This is a genomic window from Leucobacter sp. M11, from assembly GCF_035726885.1.
In the GTDB taxonomy this organism is placed as follows: domain Bacteria; phylum Actinomycetota; class Actinomycetes; order Actinomycetales; family Microbacteriaceae; genus JAPFRB01.
Genome location: NZ_JAPFRB010000002.1, coordinates 362,312 through 368,886, shown reverse-complemented (window position 1 = coordinate 368,886; position 6,575 = coordinate 362,312). Strand labels below are relative to the sequence as shown.

Sequence of the window (6,575 nt, the reverse complement as noted above, 5' to 3'; positions counted from 1 at the left end):
AGGCGGGCTCGAAGCGGGCGAAGACCGCGCTGTACGCGATGGAGCACGCGACGCTCATGCTGGCCACCTGCCAGCTCGGCATCACCGTGTGTTCGCTGCTGATCTTGAACGTGTCCGAGCCCGCCATCCACCACCTCATGCAGGGGCCGCTGGAGTGGCTCGGATTGTCGGCGCAGGCCGTCGGCATCGCGTCCTTCGTGATCGCCCTGGTGCTCGTCACGTACCTGCACGTCGTCTTCGGCGAGATGATCCCGAAGAACGCGTCCTTCTCGGTGCCGGACAAGGCCGTGCTGTTGCTCGCGCCGCCGCTCGTGCTCGTGTCCCGGGTCCTGGGGCCGATCACCCGAATGCTGAACCGGATCGCCAACGGGGTGCTCCGCTGGTTCAAGGTGGAGCCCAAGGACGAGGCCAACAGCACCTTCACGCTGGACGAGGTGGCCAACATGGTGCAGCACTCGACCCGGGAGGGCCTGCTACAGGACACGACGGGCGCGCTCACCGCGGCCTTCGAGTTCACCACGAAGAAGGCGAAGGACCTCACGCTGAACCGGGCCGAGCTCGTGACCCTGCCGGTGACGGCGACCCCGGCGGACGTCGAGGCCGCGGTCACGCGGCACGGCTTCTCCCGCTACCTGCTCGCGAACGCGAGCGGCGAGCTCGTCGGCTATGTGCACGTCAAGGACATCCTGGGGATGGGGGAGACGCGCGCGCACGAGCCGATCCCGGCCAAGCGGGTCCGCAGCACGATGACCGTGCACGAGGAGACGGATCTGGAGGACGCCCTGGCGCGGCTCCAGAACGCCGGGGTGCACATCGCGCGGGTGCTCACCGCGGACGGCACGGAGACCGGCGTGCTGTTCCTGGAGGACATCATCGAGGAGCTGGTCGGCGAGGTTCGCGACGCGACCCGCCGGATCCGCTTCGAGTAGTTCACCGCTCCGCCGCACACACCAACGCCCCGCCCGAGAACGTTCGGACGGGGCGTTGGTGTGTCGTGGGCGCGGCGGGTGGGCCGAGCGCCTACTCGGGGTCGATGACCTCGGGCTGCACCTGCACGGTGACCTCGAGGGTGCCGGCGTCGGGGGTCTCCGCCTGGAAGAAGTTCTCGGGGAGTCCGATGCTCGCCGTGACCGAGCCGCCCTCGGCTGTCAGGGCCGGGGTGATCCGGATCTCCGTGTTGGGCAGCACCGTCTCGCCGTAGGTCAGGGTGCCGACCGCGGCGAAGGCCTCGCCGTCGTTTCCGTCGCGGCGCAGCAGGACGGGCTCGGAGAGCGCAAACACGACGTTGGTCACCATCGGCGCGGTGACCGAGATCGTGGCCTGGGTGATCAGGCCATCGGTGACGCTCAGGTCACCGGCGGCCAGCAGGGGACCCGCGAAGGATTCCGCTCCCGCGGCGTCCAGGAGCCGGCCGCTCGCGATCGAGTCCACGAGGAACGACTGGTGCGTTGGCGCCTCAAGCAGGCCGGAGTCTGCGGCCTGCAGGCGCACGCCCTCGGACTCGGCGGAGCCGTCGAGGGAGCTGAAGAGGCTCGCGCCCGAGCTGGGAGCGCACCCGGTCAGGACCAGGGGAAGCGCCGTGAAACCGAACACGAGTACCGTGGCCACGCGCAGGGGGTGACGGGGCACAACGGGCACGGCGATCTCCTAAATTCACGGCTCGGGGAGGACTCTGGAGCTACGCTATCCGGGGAAAGTGGGAGGCGGGTGTGAGCAGGGAGGACGAATCGTCCGAGTCCGCTCGGTCGGGGTGAATCGCTACGCCTCCGTTGCGAGCAGGCGGCGCAGTTCGGCCCCGACGAGCTCGTGTTCGATCAGGAAGCTGTCGTGCCCGAAGGGGGAGTCCAGCACGGAGGGGACGTCGCCGTCGATGTTGCCTGGGGCGTGCCGGGCGATCTCTTCCTGCCCGTCGATCGTGAACAGGCGGTCGCTCGGGATACCGATCACGAGGGTCGGCATCGTGAGCGCGCCGAGGGCGGCCTCGACGCCGCCGCGGCCACGGCCCACGTCGTGCGAGTTCATGGCCTGCACCAGGGTGACGTAGCTGTTCGCGTCGAAGCGGCGGGTGAACTTGTTGCCGTGGAAGTCCAGGTAGGACTCGACGGCGAAGCGCCCGCCGCCGCCGAGCGGGCTGACCGCGGACTGCCAGGAGCGGCCGAAGCGCTCGTTGAGCTCGGTGAAGCTGCGGTAGTTCAGCAGCGCCATGCGGCGCGCGGTCGCGAGCCCGTGGTGGGGGCCGGTGCCGTCGATCGTGTCGTAGTAGTTGCCGTCGTTGAAGAAGGGGTCGCTGCGGATCGCCTCCAGCTGGACGAGGTTCAGCCCGATCTGGTCGGCCGTCGTCACCGGGGGCGCGGCGATCACGGCGAGGCGGCGCACCCGCTCGCCGAACATGATGCCCCACTCCAGGGCGTGCATGCCGCCCATCGATCCCCCGATGACCGAGTGCCAGGCATCGATGCCGAGGCTGTCGCCGAGGGCGGCCATCGCCCGCACCTGATCGCGAATCGTGAGGAAGGGGAAACGGCTGCCCCACTCCGCCCGGTCCGCGGCGAGCGAGGAGGGCCCCGTGGAGCCCTGGCACCCCCCGAGCACGTTCGGGGCGACGATGAAGAAGCGGTCGGTGTCGAGCGCCTTGCCCGGTCCGACCACGTCCTCCCACCAGCCGTCGGTCGGGTGGCCCGCTCCTGCCTTGCCGATCAGGTGGCTGTCGCCCGTGAGCGCGTGGATGACGAGGAGGGCGTTGTCTTTGGCCTCGTTCAGCTCGCCGTAGGTCTCGTAGGAGATCCGCGCGTGGGGCAGCTCGGCCCCGGTTTCGGCCGCGAAGCGCCCGATGTTCGCGAAGCGACGGCGGCCGATCGGGTCCCCGTCCCGCCACGCCCCGGTCACGGGCGGCTTGCCGATCAGCCCGCGCAGTTGCGCGTCCGTGACGAAATCCGTGAGCGCCGAGTCCTCGGGTGTCTGCCAGTCCATAGCCCCTATTCTGCCCGGCTTTCGGCGGCGCCGGTGCTTTATGACAGCGGGGAGGCCGCCGGGCTCGGCTCCGCCCCATCGGCCCAGCGCCGGAGGGCGGCCCGGGTGTGCTCGCCGACCCCGAGCCCTTCGGCGAGTCGCAGGTCCTCCCGCGTGTCCACATCGCGGCGCAGCGTGTGGTCCCGGGGGAGCCGCAGCTCACGGAAGCCGGCCCGCCGGTGCCGGGCGGCCGAGTCCGGCCCGAAGCTCGGCGAGAGTTCGGCGGCGGGCGGCAGCGTAATCGCGGTGGTCCCGGTGCCCGCGGCGTCGACGACGAGCCGGGGGCGCCGGTGCCCGGCAGCCGCGAGCGCGGCATCGACGTGATCGGCGCGGAGACAGGGCAAATCCGCGACCGCGATCAGGATCGGGTCCCCGGGCGCGGCCGCGTGGGCCACGAGCCGGGCCTCCCGCAGGGCCGGGTTCAGGCCGGTGCCCCGCTGGACCAGCACGCTCGCGCCCTCCGGGACCGGCAGCCCCGCGGGCGGCCGGTCGCTCACGATGATGAGGCGTCGGACGGCGGGCGCGAGGAGGAGCGCCCGGATCGTGTCCCGGGCGAAGGCGAGGGCGAAGTCGGCCCGGGCCGGGGCGGCGAGCTCGGGGGACAGCCGGGCCTTCGCCGTATCAAAGCGCTTCACGGGCACGATGACGGTCCAGGCGGACTCAGCGGGGCGGTCCGGCGGCACGGGGCTCACCTCCCGCTCCGGGCCCGGGGAGCTCGGCAAGCGGCACGCCCCGGGAGCCGTACTCCCAGCCCAGCCGGAGGGCCTCGGCGCTGCCCAGCCAGAACGCGTCCTGTGCCCGGGGCCGGTTCAGCTCCCGCGTGGGCGGGGCCTCGGCGGCACTCCGGGGCGGGGCGAGGCCGCGGAGCACCGCGACGGGCAGCCCGTCCCGTTTCCCCTTCACGAGGTCCGCGGCCCCGGCGATCTGGTCGCCGAGGCAGCGGACGGTCGCGCTGAGCACCGCGCCGTGCGAGTCGTGCTGCCCGCGCTCGTCCGCGAGGAGCGCGACCCCGGCCGAGCCGATCGCCAGGTCGGTTTGCCCGAGCCGCCAGGCGCGACCGGCGGTGTCGGTGATGAGCACGCCCACCTCGATACCCGCCCGGGCGAGCACCCCGGCGCGAATGGCCGCCGCGGAGCGGTCCGGGTCGCGCGGCAGGGTCAACACCGTGCCCCGTTCCGTGTTGCTCGCGTCCACCCCGGCCGCGGCCTGCACGATGCCGAGGTGATTCTCCACGATGGGCACGGGGCCGTCGGGGGCGTGCACGGTGGCCACGGCCCGCGCGGTCTCCGCCTCGATCAGGGCGGCCCGCGTGTCGGCCGCGTGAATCCGACCCTCCGCCTTCGACACGATTTTGCTCGTGACAACCAGGACATCCCCCGGGCGGAGGCTCCCGGCGGCGGCGGTCAGGATGAGGGCGACGAGGTCGTCCCCGGGGACGACCTCGGGCAGGCCGGGCAGCGCCCAGGCCAGCACGGCCCCGGGCGGGAGAGCATCAGTAGCGGACACGAGTGCCCCTTTCGGAAGACGGTGAACCCCGGCCGCGGCTCCGGGCGGAGACGCGGCCGGGGCCGGGCGGTGCGTCAGTTCCCTCCCTCGCGTAGCTCGACGGTGATCGGAGTGAAACCGGGGTCTTTCGTGTCGAATCCGTCCGACTCGAGCTCCTCAAGCGCCTGGCTGATGAACTCGTTCGTGAAGGCGTTGTCCGGCGGATCCGTCGTGATAATCGTCGCCCCGCTCTCGTTGCGGGTACCCAGCGCGATCTCGACCGTCTGATCCCAGGCGGTCTGATCGATGTAGCCCACCCCGTTCGTCGACGGCCAGATCACCTTGTTGACCTCGTTGGTCATCCAGAGCTGGTGGCTCTCGCCCAGGGTCGACCCGGCGGCCGCGACGATCGACGCCGCCTCCTCCGGGTTGTCCTTCGCGAAGGCCCAGCCGCGGACGACGGCCTTCAGGAAGCGAACGGTGGTCTCGCCGAACTCCGCATCGCTCTCGAGCCGCTCCGAGGAGGACCAGATCGCGTCCTGCAGCATCGCGGTGCCCTCGTCGTTCCAGTTGATGACGTTGAGCTCCTCAGGCTGATACAGCTTCCCGGTCGCGGGGTTCACGGTTTCCAGGACCTGGGCGTACTCGTTGTAGGTCATCGCCTGAGCCGCGTCGATGTCGCCGGACAGGAAGCCGTTCATATCGAAGGCCTGCTGGATGAGGGTGATGTCCGCGAGCTCCACCCCGGCCTGTTGCATCCCGGCGAAGAGCTCCCACTCGTTGCCATAGCCCCAACTGCCCACGGACTTGCCATCCAGATCGGCGGCGGTGGTGATGTCCTGATCCACGAAGGAGATCTGCGTGGTGGCGGAGCGCTCATAGATCTGGGCGACGTTCGTGATCGGGGCCCCCTGCTCGATCGAGCCGAGGACCTTCGGGACCCAGGCCACGGCGTAATCGACGTCGCCCGCGGCGAGCACATCCTGGGGAACGATGTCCGGTCCCCCCTCGACGAGGGTCACATCGAGGCCCTCGTCCTCAAAGAACCCCTGATCGAGCGCGGCGTAATACCCGGAGAACTGGGCCTGCGCAACCCACTGCAGTTGCAGGGAAACCGGGGTGAGGCCGGAGCCATCCGCGGTCGAGTCGTTCTCAGTGCTGCAGGCAGCCAACGAGAAGACGAGTCCGAGGGCGCCGAGCACCCCGACACCCCGTCGCGTCCACACCCGTGTGGGTGGAGCTATCTGTGTCATGTGCTGCTCCTTTCTGTCGTTGCTTGGCGCTGCTGCTGAGCGGTGTGCGCCGAGCGAGGTCGTCGTGGTGGTCGTCGTAGGCGGGGAAAGAACGGGGGCCTGTGCGTCGCTTCCGGGCTCAGCCCGCCGCGGCGGTTCGGGGCGCGAGCCGCGTGCTCACCGCGCGCTCCAGCGCCAGCGTCACGGCGTAGAACACGGTGCCGAGCACGATCGAACCGAAGACATAGGCCCAGGCCAGCGAATAGTTGCTGCTGGAGGCGGACGAGGTGATCGCCTTGCCAAGGCCGCTCACCGGCCCGCCGAAGTACTCGGCGATCAGCGCCGAGACCACCGCGAGCGAGGACGCGATGCGCAGCCCCGTGAACGCGTGCGGGATCGCCCCGGGCAGCGTCACCTTCCGGGCGCTCTGCCACCGGCTCGCCCCGTAGGCGCGCAACAGGTCCCGGTGCACGGGAGCCACCTGTCGCAGACCCCGCAGCGTATTCGTATACACCGGCACAAACGTCGCCAGCCCCGCCACCACCTGCCGGGTCGTCTCCCGATCGGCCCCATACATGCTGTAGAGCACGGGCGCCAGCGCGACAATCGGCACCACCGCGACCGCGGCGACCAGGGGCGCGCTCATCTGATCCACGGGCCGCAAAAACCCGGACAGGGTGGCGAGCAACACCGCGAGGACGCTGCCCGCCACGAGGCCAACGAGCGCGTTCAGCCCGGTGTTGATGCTCCCGCTCACCACGCTCCCCCCGAACGCGACAAGCTGCTCCCCGATCGCGAGGGGCGACGGCAGGATGAACTGGGGAACCCGCAACGCAGCCACGGCCCCCT

The 6,575-nt window shown here is 70.9% G+C and carries 7 protein-coding genes; 1 reads left to right on the top strand and 6 read right to left on the bottom strand.

What is annotated here, in order from left to right; all coding sequences use genetic code 11:
* Window positions 1-929 (top strand): CNNM domain-containing protein (locus OOT08_RS06020; RefSeq protein WP_325091683.1); only part of this gene is annotated, 929 nt, incomplete at its 5' end.
* A gap of 91 nt (window positions 930-1,020) precedes the next feature.
* On the opposite strand, the gene OOT08_RS06015 is transcribed toward OOT08_RS06020, so the two are convergent.
* The 6 genes from OOT08_RS06015 to OOT08_RS05990 form a co-directional block, all read right to left on the bottom strand.
* On the bottom strand, window positions 1,021-1,638 hold the full coding sequence (locus tag OOT08_RS06015; protein ID WP_325091682.1) for a hypothetical protein: 618 nt from the start codon (window positions 1,636-1,638) through the stop codon (window positions 1,021-1,023).
* Window positions 1,639-1,758: 120 nt separating this feature from the next.
* Complete coding sequence (gene metX, locus OOT08_RS06010; protein WP_325091681.1) at window positions 1,759-2,970, bottom strand: homoserine O-acetyltransferase MetX; 1,212 nt, start codon at window positions 2,968-2,970, stop codon at window positions 1,759-1,761.
* 38 nt (window positions 2,971-3,008) lie between these two features.
* Window positions 3,009-3,692 (bottom strand): 2-phospho-L-lactate guanylyltransferase, encoded by a 684-nt coding sequence (gene cofC, locus OOT08_RS06005; RefSeq protein ID WP_325091679.1) that lies wholly within the window; start codon window positions 3,690-3,692, stop codon window positions 3,009-3,011.
* Window positions 3,670-4,515, bottom strand: coding sequence for a coenzyme F420-0:L-glutamate ligase (gene cofE / locus OOT08_RS06000; protein ID WP_325091678.1), 846 nt, complete (start codon window positions 4,513-4,515; stop codon window positions 3,670-3,672). Before cofE ends, cofC begins: the two co-directional genes overlap by 23 nt.
* Before the next feature lie 74 nt (window positions 4,516-4,589).
* On the bottom strand, window positions 4,590-5,747 hold the full coding sequence (locus tag OOT08_RS05995) for an ABC transporter substrate-binding protein (protein WP_325091677.1): 1,158 nt from the start codon (window positions 5,745-5,747) through the stop codon (window positions 4,590-4,592).
* 118 nt (window positions 5,748-5,865) lie between these two features.
* Window positions 5,866-6,575: ABC transporter permease (locus OOT08_RS05990; protein ID WP_325091676.1), on the bottom strand; the 710-nt coding region annotated here is incomplete at its 5' end.

Excerpts from the sequence above, each read along its gene's own strand:
- metX (WP_325091681.1), bottom strand. The coding sequence starts at position 2,970 with ATGGACTGGCAGACACCCGAGGACTCGGCGCTCACGGATTTCGTCACG.
- OOT08_RS05995 (WP_325091677.1), bottom strand. The coding sequence starts at position 5,747 with ATGACACAGATAGCTCCACCCACACGGGTGTGGACGCGACGGGGTGTC.